Origin of the sequence: Chryseobacterium culicis (genome assembly GCF_002979755.1) — a bacterium.
In the GTDB taxonomy this organism is placed as follows: Bacteria; Bacteroidota; Bacteroidia; order Flavobacteriales; family Weeksellaceae; genus Chryseobacterium; species Chryseobacterium culicis_A.
Window position 1 is genome coordinate 2,388,978 of the sequence record NZ_PCPP01000001.1, and the last position, 17,525, is coordinate 2,406,502.

Here is a 17,525-nt window from a genome sequence, read left to right on the forward strand (position 1 = left end):
AAAGAATAAAAAATAAAAACCGTCAGGACTAAGCCTGACGGTTTTTGTTGTTATAAAGAAATAGAGTTTAGAAATCTAAAGTGATGGAAGCTCTGGCAGCAGCTCCCATAATAGGTCTTGCCATGATAATTCCATCTCCATTGGGTGATCCGGCTCTTGGATCTCCTTCTGTAATACCAATTGTATTAAAGATATTGGTACCATCCACTGCAAAACGTATTTTTCCTAACTGATAAGACATTCCTGCTCCAAATTCTGAGAAAGAAGGTAAGGTCTGTACATTCAGCTCATCCTGGAAGCGTTTTCCATAATAATTCATGCTTACATAAGCTCTCCATGACTTGGTAATGTTCACAGCCGGTGAAATATTAAAATAAAACTTCGGCATTCTTCTCACCACATTTCCTTCCAGAAGACTTCCGGCTTCAAGGTTTTTATATTTTGGACTCTGAACGGTTCCGTTGAAGGTAACTTCTAAAATATTATTGAATAAGCGGGCATACCCTTCTATCTCTACTCCATAGTTCTCTGTATTGGCAAAGGTGTTTTCAGATTTTCCATCAGAGAAAATATCTGTAAACGACAGGTTCTTCAAGGTAGAATAGAACGGAATCACGGCTATATCAAAGGTACGCGAGTAGTATTTATATCCTACTTCCAACTGATTGGTCGTTACTGATTTTAAAGGTTTATCAGGGTTTGGATTGGAAAAATAGTTGTAGTACGCTTCCTCGTTCGGAGATCTGAAACCATTGGAAAAACGCGCATACACAGCATTCTCCCTGTTGATTTTATAATTCGCGGCTAATGTGAAAGAAACTTTATCTACGTTAAAATTCCAGTAAGTAAATTTATTTCCCAGTACACTCATATTATCATCAGCAGTTGTGGTGTTGAAACCATGAGTTCCATCCGTTGTTAACCCTGAGTTATTTAAATTGGAAGTTGTTGTATTGGCAAAATTTCCTTTATAATAATCGTGGCTGTAACGAAGACCTCCATTTACACTTAAAGCATCGGTAATATTGTAGTCCAGGTTTACATAAAGATCATTCAAACTTCCCTGAGTCTGAGTGTCTCTCTGTAAAAATGTCATACCCGTCACTCCGTTATATGTTTTTGAATAACCATTATCCAAAGGAGTAAGAGAAGTATCCACAAGGTTCAGCAATTCCGGTCTGTCTGTTGCAGTAGCCAGAATGTTGCTCCAGTTCCAGTATTGATGAGACTTCCAGTTAGATTTATAGAAACCTGCGGTAACATTTCCTTTGTCGAATTTATAATTGAATTGTAAGTCATTCACAAAGTTATTCATCTGCTTATCAATAGCCCAGAAACCTAATTTTTGGACAAATGCGGGATTTACAATCGCTCCGTTACTTACTAAAGAATATTGATAATTAGTCATACCATAATCTCCACCTTTGGAAACAGGTTTAGTTGCAAAGTCAGCTCCAGTTTCAGGCAATCCGGCAGGGAAAATCCCTGTATAATTCATGTTGATATTCGTATATCTTGTTTTGTTTAAAACACTGAAATTATTTCCAAGATCATATTTAAACTCAGCGCCTAGTACATCTACTTTCGGATGGATTCCGTCTTCAAGATTTCTGTTGAAAAATCCGCCTCCGGCCTGTGGAATATTCAGCTGGCTGATTGCTCTGTAGCTATACGTTCCATAGTTAGGATCAAACCCTTGGAATCCTTTCAGTTTATTTCCGTTTTGTACCAATGGAATAGGAAGGAAGAATGTATTTCTGTCATCCAGTTTTTTGTAATACACTTTTACATAGCCTTTATCAAAGACATATTTAAGATTCATTCTGATCTGTCCTCCATTATTGGCTTTGAAACCTGTTTTTCTGATTCCGTCATCTGTTCTGTAAAAACCTCCGACATTGAAAAACAATTTATCCTGAACCAATGCTCCACCTACGTTAACATCGGTACGCATTAATCCATATGTACTTGTCTCAAGTTTCGCAGTACCTCTGAAATCATTGGTTCCTTCTCTGGTAATAAAGTTGATCAGACCACCGGGAGAATTCGTGGCGTAAATAGATCCGGAACCTCCTCTCAAAGCTTCCATACGGTTCACTGAATTATCTACGCGGAAAAAATTATCCGCATTGGCAAACTGAAGTGCTCCGTCTTCAAAAACCGGAAGACCATCTTCCTGTACCTGTACAAATTCATAGGCTCCTGCAGAAGGAATCCCTCTTGCAAAAAGGTTGTTTCCTACTTCACCTCCTGAAGTTTCCACGGCAAACCCTGGAACTCTCTGTAATAAAGCAGCAGCACTGATTGGATTCTGCTTCTGGATTTCTTTGGAACTGAATGTAGAAATTGCAGTACTGGATTCTATTTTTTTCTTCGGGTTTGAATTTCCGGTAATGACAATCTGATCTATAGAAGAAACTTTTGCAGAATCCTGCGGAGTTTCCTGAGCATAAGCATTATTAAAATATAACGTAGCTGTAGCGGCAATTAAAAAGATCGATTTTTTTTTCATAGCCATATTTTTTATTGTTAGTTTCAGTTTTGTTGTAATTGTAAATACACTCCATTGGTCCAACCGAATCCATCCTGATTGGGGTATTCCCCGCCGCCTGCTATTGTTTCTGTGTCTAATGCATTGTATTTTTCCATCAGTTTTCCGGTGTTTTTGTAGACTCTTTCTACGTTTGAACACCAGTTGTCTTTAATTTTTTCTGCCAGCTCGTTAAAGCCATAATTTTTCATTGCTTTAAAGCCCAGCCATTGATAAGGAGCCCACGCATTGGGAAGATCCCATTGCTGTCCTGAGTTTTTGGTTGTGGTGACAAGCCCGCCTTTATAAAGAAATTTTTCAGCAACTGCTTTGGCAACCGCTTCAGCTTGTGTATGGTCTGCAATTCCCAGGAATAAAGGGTAAAGAGCAGCAATATGTTCAGACGGTGTTTTTGTGTTTTTTTTAGTGTGATAATCTTTATAATTGTTAGTATTTCCATCCCAGAAATATTTATTGATCATCTGTCTTCGGCTTGCTGCTCTTTCTGAAAAATAATTTTCTTTTTCACTCAGATTGTGAAGCGCTGATGATTTCGCCAAAGTAGTTTCCAAATGCCATAAAAGACAGTTCAGATCAACCTGTGCAAGGTTCAGCGTTTCTATCGTCTGTATATTTTCTCCGTCTGCAAACCATCTGCTGGAAAAATCCCAGCCGGATTCACAGGCACTTCTTATATTTCTGTAAAATTCATCTCCTGAAGTTTTTTTATGATCTTCAATATCGATCAGGTAACTTTCAGGGCGAGGTGCATTTTCTGCATCGTAATAACGGTTCAGAATATCTCCGTCTATTGTTTTAACTACTCTTTTTACACTGGAATTGTTTTCAAGCCATTCTTCACCATTCATCCAGAAAGCATATTCTTTTTCCAAAGTGTCATGGTATTCTGTATAAATTCCTTCGTCATTCGTGGTTTCAAAAAGAAGATCCAGCATTAATGAAAAATAGGGAGGCTGTGATCTGCTCAGGAAATGAGTTCTGCTGGCATTCGGAACAAATCCTACGTTTTGAATCAGATAAGAACAGTTCTCAATAATGTTCTTCATCATTTCTACTCTGCCGGAAGCTTTTAGCCCAAGCATAATAAAATAGCTGTCCCAATAGAAAAACTCATTAAAACGACCTCCGGGAACGATGTAAGGTTTTGGTAATTTTAAAAGTGTTCCTTTTTCTTCATACGCTGTACGGGTCAATTCATCCCATAATTTCTCAATATGTTCACCAATAGGAAGTTGTTTTTCTCTGTGTACGGAAACTCTTGCTCCCAAAAAGTCAAAATGAGTCATCACAAAATCTTTCAGGTCAAAACCTTCAGTATTTTTTGTTTGTTCATAATCTTCATTAATCTTTGCAATGGGAAACAGAGGAACTGCATCCGTCATCATTTTCTGATCTTCAAAAATTTCAGATCTCTGTACATCATCAAACAGGCTTTGAATTTCGTTTATGTAAAGCTGATTACTCATTGTTATTTTTTAGGATTAATTTTTAATTTATTCATGAAAACCGCTGAAGTGATCAGTAATGAAAGCGGAATCAAGGAAAGGTAAAATGCCTGCTGTCCACTAAACTCCTGAAACACAAAACCGGTAATGATAGAACCTATAGTTCCTCCGATTGCTGAGAAAACAACAATCAATCCTGACATGGCGCTGTGTAGGTATTTCGGAATAGATGCCAGAATTACAGAATTAATGCTCGGATAGATGGGTGCCAGTAAACCTCCCATTAAAGGAAATAAATAGACAACCAGAGGAGCATTCGTCCAGTTTGTATTCTTATCAATATTAATATTATGTGTCAGAGGTAAAACCAGCAGTAAACTAATAGCAAAACCTACTACACAAAAAGAGACAACATAGATCCAACTGAATTTTTTGGAGAAGAATCCCGATAAAAATCTTCCCAATGCAAAAGCTCCTGCTAAAACCGCTCCTGCCTGAATACTCATTGAGGTAGGCACTTTTAAAATCTCTTTATAAAAAGTAGGAGTCCATGTCTGAAAACTCTGCTCTACCAATACAAAAAGGAAAGCACATAATAAGAAGCACAACACTTTTTTATAACTGAACAGGCTTGCGCTGTTTTTTAAATCTCCCAAAAGATCTGTTTTCTCACTTTTAGCTTCCCGCTCATTGAGTTTTGAAAAGAACAGGAATAAAAAAGATACACTTGAAAGTCCTCCCAGTACCCAATACACATTCAGCCATTCAGTAGATTTCGGATTGTGATCATCAATATATAAACTGAATAAGACATTTCCTGCCAATACGCCAATCATAAAAAAGCCTTCCAGAAATCCCATGAAACTGGAATGTTCTTTATCTGTTTCCGTTACTAATCCAATAGAAGTAAAAACTGATATTTTGATCAGTGCAAAGGAAACTCCTACTGTGGCAAATAATAATTTAAATACCCAGAAGTCATTGGTAAACGGCATTACAAAACACATACAGCTTACCAGGAGTAAGGCAATCAGCATTGATTTTTTGATTCCTATCTTCGGAAGAAATGAAGCCAGAATGAAAGAACATATGGCGATTGGAAGATCTTTGAAGCCTTCCAAAATGCTGGCCGAAGATTTTGAAATCCCAAAATTCTGCTGTACCTGTAGAATAACTGTTCCTACAGAATTCAGAAGAATTGCGAAGACAAAATAGTTTAAAAATAAAACGGCCTTGATGTTAATATTTTTCATTCAGGTTATTTCTTGTCGGCTAAGATAGAAGCATTTCTGTTAACGATAATTTAACACAGTAAATCAATATTTGAACTATATTAATATAATTACTATTTTTAGCAAATAAATATGATTAATTAAATGAAAGTTACTTTTGAAAGGGTGATCCCTAATGAAAAGAGCTCGTTCCGTACCATTCATAATAATTCCCCTATTTCAGAATTTAAATGGGAGTATCATTATCATCCCGAAATTGAGCTGGTATGTGTCATTTCCGGGAACGGAACCCGCCATGTGGGTTACCATAAAAGTAATTATACAAATGGAGATCTAGTGTTAATCGGATCCAATATTCCCCACTCCGGATTTGGACTGAATTCTATTGATCCGCATGAAGAAATTGTACTTCAGTTTAAGGAAGAAATTCTTCAGTTTCCCCAGCAGGAAGTAGAAGCCCGATCCATCAAAAACCTGTTGGAGCTTTCAAAATATGGAATCCATTTTCATCATAAAGTAAAAAAAATAATGCTTCCCAAGCTGAAAATGATGCTTGAATCTGAAGGTTATAAAAGATATTTACTTTTACTTGAGATTCTTTTTGAACTTTCGAAATGTGAGGATTATGAACTTTTAAATAAGGAAATTATGCCTTATACCATTATTTCAAAAAATAAAACCCGTCTTGAAAATATCTTCACTTATGTAGAACATCATTACGATAAGGAAATTGATATTGAACAGGTGGCTAAACTTGCTAATCTGACTTTACCTGCTTTCTGTAATTTCTTTAAAAAAGCCACCCAGATTACGTTTACAGAGTTTGTAAACCGCTACAGAATTAATAAAGCATGTCTGCTGATGGCCCAGGACAGATCTATTTCAGAATGCAGTTATCAATGTGGCTTTAATAATGTCACTTATTTTAATAGGATGTTCAAAAAATATACAGGGAAAACGCCTTCAGAGTTTATCAAGAACTACTCTCACAATAAAGTCAATATAGATTTAAAGGTTGAAAAAGAGGTTAAAAGTAAGGTGAGTTTTTGATAGTGTAAAGAGACTCCTATGGAGTGACAAGCCGTGTGGATAGACCATATCTCGTATTTGTCATTCCGTAAGAATCCAGACTCTCTTCAAATTTTACAATGGTTTTACAATGAAATAGGATAAGCTGTGCAGAGACTCCTACGGAGTGACAATTCGCGCGGCTATACTAAACGCTGTATTTGTCATTCCGTAGGAATCCAGACTCTCTTCAAATTTTACAATGGTTTACAATAAAAATAGGATAAGCTGTGCAGAGACTCCTACGGAGTGACAAACTGTGTGGATAAGCTTCAAGCAGTATGTATAATCAACAAAAAAGCCACTCTAAAAAAGAGCAGCTCTGTATTATAATGAACAAGCAACTAAATAACTAGTAACCTGAATTATTTCCATTTGACATTACATCCCATGCTTGGTCTCTGGATTTCTTCCTGAGCTTCACCAGCTAAAAGATTTTCAAAAGCGATGATTAAATCTTCTCCGGTTACATCTTTATTATTTCCCGGTCTCGAATCATCCATCTGCCCTCTGTATACAAGGTCAAGCTTGTCATCAAAGAAATAAAAATCAGGTGTGCATGCTGCATCATAAGCTCTTGCAACAGCCTGGCTTTCATCAAATAAATAAGGGAAATCAAATCTTCTTTCAATTTGAAATTCAATCATTTTTTCCGGAGAATCTGCCGGATATTTTTCAATATCATTCGCATTGATGGCGATGAATTCAATTCCACGCTCGTTGTAATCTTCGTATAATTCATTGATCTTGTCGATAACATGAAGAACAAACGGGCAGTGGTTACACATAAAGATCACCAAAGTACCTTTTTCTCCTTTCAGTTCGTCCAAAGACTGAAGTTCATTCGTTTTTGACGGGTTAGGAAGTTCAAAGAACGGAGCCTTTGTTCCTAATGCCAGCATATTTGAGGGAGTATTCATATCCTTATTTCTTTATCGGCAAAGATAATTATTTCTTTTGTTAATTGAGCCGACTTCTGAAACATGCATTTTATTTTTGGAAGAGGAAGGAAGCTGGAAGCTGGAGAAAGGAAGATAGTAAGGGTTCAAAAATAGTTATAGTCAAATTCTATTAATAGTTTTTTACACCCAAAATCAACTTCCAGCCCCCATTCTTCCTGCATCCAGCCTATGAACTATTTTTCTTTAAATGGTTCTCCCATCTATAAAACTTACAATATCCTTTGGAACTTATATCAAAAAGTTTGTAGTTTTGCTAACGCTGTTAGTAAATAAATATCATGGGTCTACATGAACGCCGTCAACGAGAAAAAGAATCCATCCGTGCAAATATTTTGCAGGCTGCTTTTACGTTGGCTAAAACTGAAGGCTGGGGTTCGCTTTCTATGCGTAAGATAGCTGATGCTATTGAGTATAGTGCGCCTGTTGTATATGATTATTTTGAAAATAAAGAAGCTATCTTATTTGAAATCTCTTTAGATGGCTTCCACAAGTTACATATAGAATTATTAAAAGCTCAGCAGAAACACGATACTCCGGAAGAGCAGCTTGTTGCTATTGTGGATGCCTACTGGAACTTTGCTTTTAAAAATAAGGAATATTACCAGCTTATGTTTGGTCTTGGAATGCAGTGTTGCGGAAAAGGTCAGATGAAAAAGGAATTCTCATCATTTCAGGAGCTGATTTATGAATGCACCTATGAGATTATCAAGAAAAGTGGATCCAATCCGGACAATGCCTGTCATATGTCTCATGCTCTCTTTTCTGCCGTACACGGAATGATCTCTATTATGATGATGCGCACAGCTGATATCCCTTCAACAATGAATAAGACAACATTGGACGAAACTGTTTCGGCTTTCATTAAGTCTTTGTAAATTTTTTTTGAATTAAAAATTAACACCGTTAGGAAACTTAACACCGAATTAATTAAAAGTATTCTGTTATTCCTGATTAAAAACTCAATCATTTATGAAACCATTCATAGAATTCAGTTGTTAAAAGTAGTCATTTTTTGCTTATTAATTAACGCTGTTAGTAAAATTAACACACCTTACACCATCATTATATACTTAAATACATTAAAAACAATTTTCAATTATGGAAACAATCGACTTTATCGGACATTAAAAATTCTGTAATTTTTTTTGAACTAATTATTAACACTGTTAGGAAAAAATACAGCATTTATTAAAACACTTTACTTACCTCTAACACTTCATTAAAAAAAATTAAACCAAAATGAAAATACCTGGAAAAACAAGGTTTATTGTACTTATTGCAAGTATAATTCTTTTACAGAGCTGCACAAAAGCCGCAGAAGGAACCAATGCCGCACCTCCAGCTCCAGAACTTCCGGTTTATACCGTTATTACATCACCCGCAACTACATATCAGGAATTCCCAACTGCTTTGGAAGGGAAAAACAACGTAGAAATCAGATCTCAGGTAGACGGATATCTGGATAGAATCTATGTGGAAGAAGGCGCTTATGTAAGAGCAGGACAACCATTATTTAAAATAGATTCAAGAAGCTACGGTGAACAGATGAATATGGCTCAGGCTAATCTTCAGGCTGCGAATGCCAATATCCAAAAAGCAAGAGTGGAAGTAGAAAGACTTCAGCCACTGGTTGCTGCAAAAGTAGTTTCTGATGTACAGCTTAAAACAGCAAAAGCCAATTATGATGCCGCTGTTGCCGCTGCTTCACAAGCCAAAGCCTCTGTAGGAAGCGCCAGAATCAATGTAGGATTTACAACGATTACAGCACCTGTAAGCGGTTATATTGGAAGAATTCCTTACAAAAAAGGAAGTCTGATCTCCAGAACAGATGTCAATCCATTGACCTTATTATCTGATATCAGTGAGATCTATGCCTACTTCTCTTTAAGTGAACTTGATTTCATTGCGTTCCAGAATAAATATCCGGGAGCAAGTTTAGAAGAAAAGCTTAAAAACATGCCAATGGTAGATCTTGTCATTGCTGATAACAGTACTTACCCTGAAAAAGGAAGATTAAGTATTGTAGACGGACAGTTTGATAAAACTACCGGAGCCATCAGTGTACGTGCCGTTTTCCCTAATGCCAACGGAACTTTAAGAACAGGAAACACAGGAAGAGTGCGTATGCCTCAGCTGATCTCAAATGCCGTAGTAATTCCTCAGGAATCCACATTTGAAATTCAGGATAAAACCTATGTATATGTTATGGATAAGGATAAAAAAGTAATGGGAAGACCTATTAAAATAGCGGGGAAAACAGAGAGCTATTACTTTATTTCAGAAGGACTTTCTCCTGGAGAAAAAATCGTATTCACCGGAATTGGAAACTTGAAAGATGGTGCTTCCATTAAGCCGAAAAATATTTCTTCTGACAGCTTGTTAAAAGCAAAACCATTATAGTCCTTTCCGAATACAGAAGACTTAAAAAAATAAACTTCTTATGTTAAAACAATTTATAGAAAGACCGGTCCTTTCAACGGTCATCTCCATAATACTCTTATTATTGGGAGCTTTGTCTCTCTTTAATTTACCGATTGCCCTCTTTCCGGATATCGCTCCTCCAAGCGTTCAGGTAACGGCATTCTATCCTGGAGCGAATGCTGAGGTTGTTGCACGTTCGGTGGCTACTCCTATTGAGGAAGCAGTGAACGGTGTGGAAAATATGACCTACATGACTTCTAACTCCAGTAATGACGGTACCATGACACTTAGTGTGTACTTCAAGCAGGGTGCAGATGCGGATAATGCGGCGGTAAACGTACAGAACCGTGTATCGAAAGCAATGAGTCAGCTGCCTCAGGAAGTAGTACAAGCCGGGATTTCAACCCAGAAAGTGCAGAACAGTATGATCATGTTCATGGGATTGACCAGTGAAAATGAAAAGCAATATGATGAATTATTCCTTCAAAATTACCTGAAGATCAACGTAATTCCACAGATACAGCGTATCCCGGGAGTTGCACAGGCTCAGGTATTCGGTACAAGGGATTATTCCATGAGAATCTGGCTGAAACCGGATCGTCTGGCATCTAATAACCTTTCTCCGCAGGAAGTTTTGGGAGCAATTAAAGATCATAACCTTGAAGCGGCTCCTGGCCGTCTTGGACAGGGAAGTAAGGAAACTTACGAATATATCCTTAAATACAAAGGGAAACTGAATAAGAATGAAGATTATGAAAACATCGCGATCAAAGCGAACAGTGATGGTTCTTTCTTAAGATTAAAAGATGTTGCTCGAGTAGAATTCGGATCTTATACATATACTGCGACCAACAGAGTAGACGGAAAACCGGTTGCCGGATTTGCCATCTTACAAACTGCAGGTTCCAATGCCAATGAGATCCTGACCGAAATTGAACAGCAGGTGAAAGTAATGGAGACTACCCTTCCAAAAGGAGTGAAACCCATTATCATGTATAATTCCAAAGACTTTTTGGATGCTTCGATTCATCAGGTTGTAGAAACGCTTGTTATTGCTTTCGTCTTGGTATTTATTGTAGTATTTATCTTCCTTCAGGATTTCAGATCTACTTTAATTCCAGCTATTGCCGTACCCGTTGCGATTATCGGAACATTCTTCTTCCTTCAGTTATTTGGTTTCAGTATCAACATGCTTACCTTATTTGCATTGGTACTCGCCATTGGTATTGTAGTGGATGACGCCATTGTGGTGGTAGAAGCCGTCCATTCTAAAATGGAACAGACAGGAATGCCTGTAGAACATGCAACGATGCACTCAATGAGTGAAATTTCAGGAGCCATTATTTCCATTACACTGGTAATGTGTGCCGTGTTTATTCCGGTTGGTTTCATGCAGGGACCTGCAGGAGTTTTCTACAGACAGTTTGCCTTCACATTAGCGATTGCAATTTTAATTTCAGCAGTGAATGCATTAACATTGAGTCCAGCATTATGTGCGATGTTCTTAAATGATCCTCAGGGAGAACACGGTGAGCATGGTCATAAAAAAGGTTTTGGAGCAAGATTCTTCAATGCTTTTAATGCCAGCTTCAACAGCATGACGAGAAAATACATCTACAGCCTTAAATTTTTAATTAAAAATAAATGGGTTGCGATAGGAGGCCTTGTTGTCATTACAGCTGCAAGTGTATTTTTAATCAAAAAAGCACCGTCAGGATTTATTCCTACTGAAGACCAGGGATTCGTATTGTATGCAGTGAATACTCCTCCGGGAAGTTCACTGGAAAGAACACACAGAGCGACCGCACAAATTGATAAAATTATCAACGGGGAAAAAGCAACCAACCACCTTTGGGTAGCAGATGGGATGAACTTCATCAGTAATGCTAACGCTTCTCCATATTCTGCAGGTTTCATCAAGCTTAAAGATTATGACAAGCGTGGCGAGATGAAAGATCCAGATCAGATTGCAGCAACATTGACAGGTAAGGTGAGTCAGGTAAAAGATGCCAACGCATTTTTCTTCAACTTCCCTACTGTACAAGGTTTCGGTAACGTTTCCGGATTTGAATTCATGCTTCAGGATAAAACGAACGGTTCTTTTGAACAATTGGGTACAACCACTCAACAATTCATTGGGGAACTGATGAAAAGACCGGAAATTGCATTTGCTTTTACCACTTATGCCGCAGGAAACCCTCAGTATACCATTGATGTGGATACTGATAAAGCCAACCAGCTGGGTGTTTCTGTAACAGAACTGATGCAAACGATGCAGATTTATTTCGGTAGTAGCTTTGTATCGGATTTCAACAGATTCGGAAAATATTACAGAGTAATGGCGCAGGCAGATATTCCTTACCGTACAGATGTTAATTCACTGGAAGGAATTTATGTAAAAAATAAATCAGGAGAAATGGTGCCAGCAAAAACACTAGTTACGTTAAAAAGATCTTTCGGTCCTGAAACGGTAACAAGAAATAACCTTTTCAACGCAGTAACAATTAACGGAACTCCAAAACCTGGTTACAGTACCGGAGATGCCATTAAAGCGGTAGAAGAAGTTGCTCAGCAATCACTTCCAAGAGGATATGGATATGAATGGACAGGGATTACCCGTGAGGAAATTAAAACAAGCGGACAGACTGCCTTTATTTTCTTCTTAAGTATTCTGTTTGTTTACTTCTTACTGGCAGCACAATATGAAAGTTATATTCTTCCGTTTGCTATTATTCTTACGATTCCTACAGGGATTTTCGGAGTATTTGCCTTCACAGGATTAGCCGGAATTGATAACAATATCTATGTTCAGGTAGGATTGATCATGCTCGTAGGACTATTGGCGAAAAATGCCATCCTGATTGTAGAGTTCGCTGTACAGAGAAGAAAAGCAGGGAAAACATTAATTGAATCTGCCCTTCAGGCATCAAGATTACGTTTAAGACCGATCTTAATGACCTCTTTTGCCTTCATCGTGGGAATGCTTCCACTAGTATGGACGCAAGGTGCATCTTCAAAAGGAAACCACTCTATCGGTTATAGTACAGTAGGTGGAATGCTTACAGGAGTAATATTCGGGATTTTTATCATTCCGGTGATGTATGTAATATTCCAGTATCTGCATGAAAAAATGCCAAGCAGAAAAAAGAAAAGACTTCTGAAAAAACAAATGGAGGAAGAACTTTTAGCTGCTACACACTAATAAAAAATGAATTACAAAAACTTAGAGAAAATTTTAAGATCATAGGTTTACCTATTTACCTGCCTGATCTTAATGGTTAAAAAAGCTAATTATTTTCTCCTACTAAAGACAATTTTTGCCTCTACAGAAACCTCTCTAAGTTTTGGATTCAATTAAAAGTTTAAAAACTATGAAACGAGTAAAAAATATTATTCTAACTTTTGTGCTGGCCATCGGCTCTGTTTCGTGTGTGTCTAAACTGGCATACACGGAGCCTGAGCTTCCTCTTCCGGAAAAGTTCCAGTACACCGCAACTGCAGACACCGCCAGTATAGCCAATCTGGAGTGGAAACAGTTCTTCAGTGATCCTATTTTGCAGGGATTGATTGAAAAAGGAATTAAAAATAATTATGACCTTCAGATTGCCCTAAAGCAGGTAGCTGCTTCACAGGAAAAACTGAAACAGGCAAAATATATGCAATATCCGGATGTAGGTTTCGGAGTAAGCGGACAGATTTCAAGACCTTCCAAAAACAGTATGAACGGACAAAGCTTAAATTTATTTTTAGGTTCAAGCCATGTTGAAGATTATAATGCAGCCTTCAACCTTTCATGGGAAGCAGACATCTGGGGAAAAATCAAAAACCAGCAGGAAGTTTCAAGAATGCAGTACCTTCAGACTTATGAGGGTTCAAAAGCAGTTCAGACTCAGGTAGTAGCAGCTATTGCACAAGGATATTATAATTTGTTAATGCTTGACAGACAATTGGCTATTGCAAAATCCAATCTGGAACTGAGCAGCAACACCCTATTGATCACACAAAAAATGTGGGAAAGTGGTGATAACACTTCTTTAGGAGTTCAGCAGGCAGCCGCACAGAAACAGGCAACAGAACTTTTGATTGCCCAACTGGAGCAGAATATTGCCATTCAGGAAAATGCATTAAGTATTCTGACAGGAGAACTACCCAATAAAGTAAACAGAACCATTGAAATGTCTGATACTTCTTTACCTCAAAACATCACAGCAGGACTTCCGGCAGCTATGGTAAGCCGCAGACCGGATGTACGTCAGCAGGAATTGGTTCTATTAGAATCCAATGCAATGGTAGGTATTGCCCAGGCTAATATGTATCCGGCATTGAAAATTACCGCTAACGGAGGTGTGAATTCATTCAAATTTGATAACTGGTTCCAGATTCCGGCTTCGTTATTCGGATCAGTTTTAGGAGGAATTACCCAGCCTATTTTCCAGAAAAGACAATTAAAAACAGATCTGGAAGTAGCAAAAATTCAAAGAGAAAGAAATGTTCTGGCATTCCGCCAATCGGTACTGAATGCAGTAGGTGAAATTTCAGATGCTTTGGTTTCCAATGAAAACTTAAAAATTCAGGAACAAAAAGCCGCTGAGCAGACCACTACACTGAAAGACGGAATTAAAAGTGCACAACTTCTTTACAAAGGAGGTTCAGCCAATTACCTGGAAGTGATTACAGCACAGGGAAATTCCCTACAGGCAGAGTTGAATCTGGCTTCCATTAAAAGACAGAGATTAAGCAACATTGTAGATCTATACAGAGCGCTAGGTGGCGGTTGGAAGTAGTAAATTAAATTATATTTGTTTTAAGATGCGGTTCTTTTCAGAGCCGCATTTTTTTTACGATTTTATTGATGAAATAAATGATCATTAAACCATTAAGAATATTTAAGTTGTTAAGTTTAATTAAGAAAAATCAAATAGATTTTTAAAAATACTTCATAAGGCGAAGCTTTCTTAATATTCTTAACACCTTAATAGCTTCTTCATGGTTTAAAATGATTCAGGTAAAATTTATCATTGAAACTGCTCTCCAATCCATTTCAACAAATCTCCAAAATCCTTTTCAGAATATCCCAATTGTAAATAATGAATATCATCCGCCTTTCTGTACCACGTCAGCTGACGTTTCGCATATCTTCGGCTGTTCTTTTTAATTTCTGAAACCGCAAAATCAAGATCCCACTCTCCATCAAAATATTTGAAAAGTTCAGCATATCCTACCGTATTTAAAGCTGTCAGTTCTTTGAATTTTTCAAGACCTTTTACCTCATCCAGCAAGCCATTTTCCATCATCAAATCTACTCTGCGATTGATTCTGTCGTACAATTCTTCTCTTGGAGCCTCAATTCCGATACGGATCACATTGAAATCTCTGCCATTCTGGGAAACCGAAATATGTTCAGAATATTTTTTATCCGTTTGCCAGATAATATCAATAGCTCTCAACAGCCTGCGGTGATTGTGAATATCTACCACATTGAAATATTCTGGATCCAGTTCTTTTAAAATATCCTGAAGCTTTTCTATCCCCTCCTGCTCCATAATAGCCTGAAGTTTCTCCTGGTTTTCAGCGTTCGCTTCCGGAAGATCATGTAAGCCTTCTATTACTGCTTTTTCATACATCATACTTCCACCGACAAGAATAACGGTGTCATGAGTGGTAAAAAGTTCATTAAGTTTTTGAAGCGCATCTTCTTCGTACTGCCCGATAGAATAATATTCTTCCACCGAAAGATTTCCGATAAAATGATGAGGTGCACCCGCCAGTTCTTCTTCAGAAGGTGCCGCAGTTCCTATTTTCATTTCTTTAAAAAACTGGCGGGAATCACATGAAATAATCTCCGTATTGAAATGCTGAGCCAAATCAATTGCCAATCTCGTTTTACCAATTCCGGTGGGTCCTACTACAGAAATTAAATTTTTCTTTTTCACGGCGCTAATTTACGAAAACGCATTCATTTGAATTTTTATTATGCAAAAGAAAGCTGCTGTTATTTTGAACCATTAAGAATATTTAAGTTGTTAAGTTTAATTAAGAAAAAAATCCAAGAGATTTTTCTTAAGTATTATGCTAAAAGCAAAGCTCATCTTAATATTCTTAACGTCTTCATTAAAATCTTCATGGTTCAAAATAAATTCAACATTGAATAATCAGATAGTCTATGTTGAAATTTCATTGTATCACATTATAGACTTAAATGATTATCTTTGTAGAACAATAAAAAACTATGATTTTATCAATGACCGGATTCGGTAGAGCCGAAGATGTTTTTGAAGGAAAAAAAATTACAATAGATATTAAATCTCTGAACAGCAAGAGCTTTGATTTGAATATCAAAATTCCTTTACGTTATAAAGAAAAAGAATTTGAAATCAGAAAAATTCTTAACGATAGAATTATCCGTGGAAAAGTAGACTGCTACGTTAATATTGAGAATCTTGAAGAGTCCAATGATGTAAAAATTAATAAAAACTTAATTGACTCTTATATCAAAGAACTTAAAAATATAGCTTCTGACGGTCCAGATTTCGAATACCTTAAAATGGCAGTGAGACTTCCTGATGCCATTACATCAAGACCAGATGAACTGACCGATGGTGAATGGGAAGCTTTGGCTAAGATTGTTAATAATGCTATTAACAAATTCGAAGAATTCAGAAAAACTGAGGGCAGCATTTTACATGAAGAATTGAACAGGAATATCCAGAATATCGACAAATATCTTGGAGAAGTAATTCCTTTTGAAGAAGAAAGAATTGTAAGCGTAAAAGAGCGTTATCAGAAATCTTTAAAAGAATTTGAAAATGTTGATGAAACACGTTTCTATCAGGAAATGGCTTATTTTACTGAAAAACTTGATATTTCTGAAGAAAAGGTAAGACTTACCCAACACTTAAAATATTATAAAGAAGTAATGGATAATGAGTCTTTCAATGGAAAAAAACTGGGCTTTATTTCTCAGGAAATCGGAAGAGAAATCAATACATTAGGTTCTAAAGCCAATCATGCAGAAATCCAGAAACTGGTAGTAATGATGAAAGATGACCTGGAAAAAATTAAAGAACAAACGTTAAACGTATTGTAATGATAGATGCGAGTTACGAGATGCGTGATTGTCATTCCTAACAATGGACTCCCCAACTCGAAACCCGTAACCCGAAATTGTAAAAAATGGATAAAGTAATTATATTTTCAGCACCATCTGGGAGCGGAAAAACTACATTGGTAAAGCATTCACTGGAAACATTTCCCGAATTGGCATTTTCAATCTCATGTACTACAAGACAGCCAAGAGGAAGTGAAATTCATGCAGTGGATTATCATTTTCTGACACCTGATGAATTCAGACAGAAAATTTCTGAAGAAGCTTTTGTAGAGTATGAAGAAGTATACACTGATAAATATTACGGTACTTTAAAATCTGAAGTAGAAAAAATCTGGAATCAGGGAAAAGTTGTTATTTTTGATGTAGATGTAAAAGGAGGCATCTCTCTAAAAAAATATTTTGGTGAAAAAGCACTGTCTATTTTTATAGAACCCCCTTCCATTGAAGAATTGGAACGAAGATTGATCTCCAGAAATACAGATGATGCAGAAACCATCAAAACCCGCGTTGCCAAGGCCGAAGAAGAAATGACCTACGCCAGCGAGTTTGACAAGATCGTGATCAATGAAGATCTTGATGCAGCTAAAAAAGAAATAGAAAGTTTAATAAAAAGTTTTATAGAAAGAAACTAGAAGCTAGATATTAGAAGTTAGTTTTTTAATTTCAGGAAAATCATCCTCATTTTACACTAACTTCTACTATCTAATCTCTAACTTCTATAAAGAAAAAATTGAGGTT

At 36.9% G+C, this 17,525-nt stretch carries 12 protein-coding genes; 7 read left to right on the forward strand and 5 right to left on the reverse strand.

Going from position 1 to position 17,525, the window contains the following annotated elements:
• Window positions 1–67: 67 nt before the first annotated feature.
• Genes CQ022_RS10895 through CQ022_RS10905 form a run of 3 tightly spaced genes read right to left on the reverse strand, consistent with a single transcriptional unit; the run spans window position 68 to window position 5,249 of the window.
• Window positions 68–2,512 (reverse strand): TonB-dependent receptor, encoded by a 2,445-nt coding sequence (locus CQ022_RS10895; protein WP_105681811.1) that lies wholly within the window; start codon window positions 2,510–2,512, stop codon window positions 68–70.
• Window positions 2,513–2,535: 23 nt separating this feature from the next.
• Window positions 2,536–4,017, reverse strand: coding sequence for a trehalase family glycosidase (locus CQ022_RS10900; RefSeq protein WP_105681413.1), 1,482 nt, complete (start codon window positions 4,015–4,017; stop codon window positions 2,536–2,538).
• A 2-nt stretch (window positions 4,018–4,019) separates the two neighbouring features.
• On the reverse strand, window positions 4,020–5,249 hold the full coding sequence (locus CQ022_RS10905) for an MFS transporter (protein ID WP_105681414.1): 1,230 nt from the start codon (window positions 5,247–5,249) through the stop codon (window positions 4,020–4,022).
• A gap of 123 nt (window positions 5,250–5,372) precedes the next feature.
• Here CQ022_RS10905 and CQ022_RS10910 point away from each other — a divergent pair, with 123 nt between their 5' ends.
• Window positions 5,373–6,278: an AraC family transcriptional regulator gene (locus tag CQ022_RS10910; protein ID WP_105681415.1), complete on the forward strand. Its 906-nt coding sequence runs from the start codon at window positions 5,373–5,375 to the stop codon at window positions 6,276–6,278.
• A gap of 383 nt (window positions 6,279–6,661) precedes the next feature.
• Here the strand turns inward: CQ022_RS10910 and CQ022_RS10915 are convergent, their stop codons facing one another.
• The gene (locus tag CQ022_RS10915) at window positions 6,662–7,216 is read right to left on the reverse strand and encodes a thioredoxin family protein (RefSeq protein ID WP_105681416.1); all 555 of its coding nucleotides are present in this window, start codon (window positions 7,214–7,216) and stop codon (window positions 6,662–6,664) included.
• Between the two features lie 320 nt (window positions 7,217–7,536).
• Here CQ022_RS10915 and CQ022_RS10920 point away from each other — a divergent pair, with 320 nt between their 5' ends.
• The 4 genes from CQ022_RS10920 to CQ022_RS10935 all read left to right on the forward strand — a co-directional run bounded on the left by CQ022_RS10920 (window position 7,537) and on the right by CQ022_RS10935 (window position 14,463).
• Complete coding sequence (locus CQ022_RS10920) at window positions 7,537–8,133, forward strand: TetR/AcrR family transcriptional regulator (RefSeq protein WP_105681417.1); 597 nt, start codon at window positions 7,537–7,539, stop codon at window positions 8,131–8,133.
• A gap of 364 nt (window positions 8,134–8,497) precedes the next feature.
• Window positions 8,498–9,658, forward strand: a complete 1,161-nt coding sequence (locus CQ022_RS10925) for an efflux RND transporter periplasmic adaptor subunit (protein ID WP_105681418.1) — start codon at window positions 8,498–8,500, stop codon at window positions 9,656–9,658.
• Between the two features lie 40 nt (window positions 9,659–9,698).
• Window positions 9,699–12,881, forward strand: coding sequence for an efflux RND transporter permease subunit (locus CQ022_RS10930; protein ID WP_105681419.1), 3,183 nt, complete (start codon window positions 9,699–9,701; stop codon window positions 12,879–12,881).
• A gap of 169 nt (window positions 12,882–13,050) precedes the next feature.
• Window positions 13,051–14,463: an efflux transporter outer membrane subunit gene (locus CQ022_RS10935; protein ID WP_105681420.1), complete on the forward strand. Its 1,413-nt coding sequence runs from the start codon at window positions 13,051–13,053 to the stop codon at window positions 14,461–14,463.
• A 231-nt stretch (window positions 14,464–14,694) separates the two neighbouring features.
• Here CQ022_RS10935 and miaA read toward each other — a convergent pair whose 3' ends face one another.
• Entirely contained in the window at window positions 14,695–15,612 is a 918-nt protein-coding gene (gene miaA / locus CQ022_RS10940; RefSeq protein WP_105681421.1) for a tRNA (adenosine(37)-N6)-dimethylallyltransferase MiaA, read from the reverse strand.
• A gap of 296 nt (window positions 15,613–15,908) precedes the next feature.
• Here miaA and CQ022_RS10945 point away from each other — a divergent pair, with 296 nt between their 5' ends.
• Complete coding sequence (locus tag CQ022_RS10945; RefSeq protein ID WP_105681422.1) at window positions 15,909–16,766, forward strand: YicC family protein; 858 nt, start codon at window positions 15,909–15,911, stop codon at window positions 16,764–16,766.
• An 86-nt stretch (window positions 16,767–16,852) separates the two neighbouring features.
• Complete coding sequence (gene gmk, locus CQ022_RS10950) at window positions 16,853–17,419, forward strand: guanylate kinase (RefSeq protein WP_105681423.1); 567 nt, start codon at window positions 16,853–16,855, stop codon at window positions 17,417–17,419.
• Window positions 17,420–17,525 lie beyond the last annotated feature (106 nt).

Coding starts and splice junctions, on each gene's coding strand:
- CQ022_RS10895 (WP_105681811.1), bottom strand. CDS start 2,512: ATGAAAAAAAAATCGATCTTTTTAATTGCCGCTACAGCTACGTTATAT.
- CQ022_RS10925 (WP_105681418.1), top strand. CDS start 8,498: ATGAAAATACCTGGAAAAACAAGGTTTATTGTACTTATTGCAAGTATA.
- CQ022_RS10945 (WP_105681422.1), top strand. CDS start 15,909: ATGATTTTATCAATGACCGGATTCGGTAGAGCCGAAGATGTTTTTGAA.
- CQ022_RS10905 (WP_105681414.1), bottom strand. CDS start 5,249: ATGAAAAATATTAACATCAAGGCCGTTTTATTTTTAAACTATTTTGTC.
- CQ022_RS10915 (WP_105681416.1), bottom strand. CDS start 7,216: ATGAATACTCCCTCAAATATGCTGGCATTAGGAACAAAGGCTCCGTTC.
- CQ022_RS10930 (WP_105681419.1), top strand. CDS start 9,699: ATGTTAAAACAATTTATAGAAAGACCGGTCCTTTCAACGGTCATCTCC.
- CQ022_RS10935 (WP_105681420.1), top strand. CDS start 13,051: ATGAAACGAGTAAAAAATATTATTCTAACTTTTGTGCTGGCCATCGGC.
- gmk (WP_105681423.1), top strand. CDS start 16,853: ATGGATAAAGTAATTATATTTTCAGCACCATCTGGGAGCGGAAAAACT.
- CQ022_RS10920 (WP_105681417.1), top strand. CDS start 7,537: ATGGGTCTACATGAACGCCGTCAACGAGAAAAAGAATCCATCCGTGCA.
- CQ022_RS10900 (WP_105681413.1), bottom strand. CDS start 4,017: ATGAGTAATCAGCTTTACATAAACGAAATTCAAAGCCTGTTTGATGAT.
- CQ022_RS10910 (WP_105681415.1), top strand. CDS start 5,373: ATGAAAGTTACTTTTGAAAGGGTGATCCCTAATGAAAAGAGCTCGTTC.